This is a genomic window from Micromonospora coerulea (assembly GCF_016598485.1).
Taxonomy (GTDB): Bacteria; Actinomycetota; Actinomycetes; order Mycobacteriales; family Micromonosporaceae; genus Micromonospora; species Micromonospora coerulea.
Genome location: NZ_JAEMUW010000086.1, coordinates 1 through 1,525, shown reverse-complemented (window position 1 = coordinate 1,525; position 1,525 = coordinate 1). Strand labels below are relative to the sequence as shown.

The window sequence follows — 1,525 nt, the reverse complement described above, 5'->3', positions numbered from 1 at the left end:
CGGAACCTGTCAAGTCAAGTGAGACGTTTTCGTGGTCAGGTGTTCTGTAGATCGGTGGGCTGAGCTGCGGGTTTGTTGATCCACACCGTGGTGGGCAGGGCGGGTGGTCGGGGTCGGCGGGTGAACCGGTCGGGGTGGGCCCGCCAGGCGGCGTCGAGGGTGGCCTGCCGCTGGTCGTGCACGTCGCCGGCGGTGCCGTAGTGCACCGATGCGGGGGTGTGCAGGCCGATCCCGGAGTGGCGGTGTTCGTGGTTGTAATAGGTGAAGAACTCGCTGCTGAACTGGCGGGCGTGCTCGATCGAGTCGAACCGGTCGGGGAACGCGGGGCAGTATTTCAACGTCTTGAACTGGGCTTCGGAGTACGGGTTGTCGTTCGATGTCCGGGGGCGGGAGTAGGAGCGGGTGACGTCGAGGTCGGCGAGCAGTTCGGCGACGGGTTTCGAGGTCATCGACGAGCCCCGGTCGGCGTGCAGCACCTCGGGCCGCACCTGGTTGCGGGTGATGGCATCGTCGATCACCTCGCGGGCGAGCATCGAGTCCTCGCCGGTGGCGACGTGCCAGCCGACGACGTACCGGGAGTACACGTCGATGATCACGTACAGGTGGTAGAACACGCCCCGCTGCACGGTCTTGAGGCGGGTGATGTCCCACGACCACACCTGCGACGGCCCGGCCGCGGCCAGCTGCGGGATCGTGCGTGGCGGGTGGGTGGCCTGCCGGCGGCGTTCCCGGCTCTCACCCGCTTGGCGCAGGATCCGGTACATCGTGGACTGCGAGCACCAGTAACGGCCCTGGTCGAGTTCACGGGCCCACACCTGCGCCACGGACATCTCCGCGTACTCGTCCCGGTGCAGCACATCCAGGACCGCGCGGCGCTCAGCGGCGGAAAGGGTGGAGGGTGGAGGCGTCTTCGGCCGGTGCGGACGCGACACGACAGGTGGCTGATGGCGCCGGTAGTGCGTGGCGCGGGACCGGCCGGTCAGCCGGCACGCCCCGGCCACCCCGACCAGCGGCGCCAACTCGTCGAACGCGGCGGTCAGCGCCTGCGCGGCCGCGGTGACGTGTCGTCCGCGCTCTCGGACAGCGTCTCCAAGAGCGCGTGCGCTTTTCCCATGATCTCCAGGGCAGTCTTCGTCCGCGCCAGATCCGCTTCCAGCCGCTCGTTGCGTCGCCGCAGCCGCTCCAACTCGGCGGCCTCCGCGCTACGCTGCCGGTTCGCACCCACCGGACTCTTACGAGAGCCCAGAGCGGTCAACGCCCCCGCGTCGCGGGCGGCGCGCCACTCCAGGATGTGGGAGTGATACAGGCCCTCCCGACGCAGGATCGCCGCGCCCTCACCAGACGCTTTCGCCGCCTCGTACTCCGCCACGATGCGTAGTTTGTACTCCGCGGTGAACGTTCGCCGCTTCGGCCGTCCGCCCTGCTCACCAGGCGTGCTGGGTAGTGTCACGATGATCCTCTTCCTGTCTCCCGGCAAGCCTAACGCTCCCGGAACGGCTGCCTCATCTCAGCCTGACAGACAGGG

2 protein-coding genes are annotated in these 1,525 nt (G+C 68.7%); both read right to left on the bottom strand.

Annotation, left to right across the window (positions count from 1 at the left end; genetic code table 11):
- Positions 1 to 35 precede the first annotated feature (35 nt).
- Positions 36 to 1,040, bottom strand: a complete 1,005-nt coding sequence (locus I8N68_RS32370; protein ID WP_200216907.1) for an IS3 family transposase — start codon at positions 1,038 to 1,040, stop codon at positions 36 to 38.
- Positions 1,037 to 1,369, bottom strand: coding sequence for a hypothetical protein (locus tag I8N68_RS32365; protein WP_200216906.1), 333 nt, complete (start codon positions 1,367 to 1,369; stop codon positions 1,037 to 1,039). Before I8N68_RS32365 ends, I8N68_RS32370 begins: the two co-directional genes overlap by 4 nt.
- Between the last annotated feature and the right edge of the window lie 156 nt (positions 1,370 to 1,525).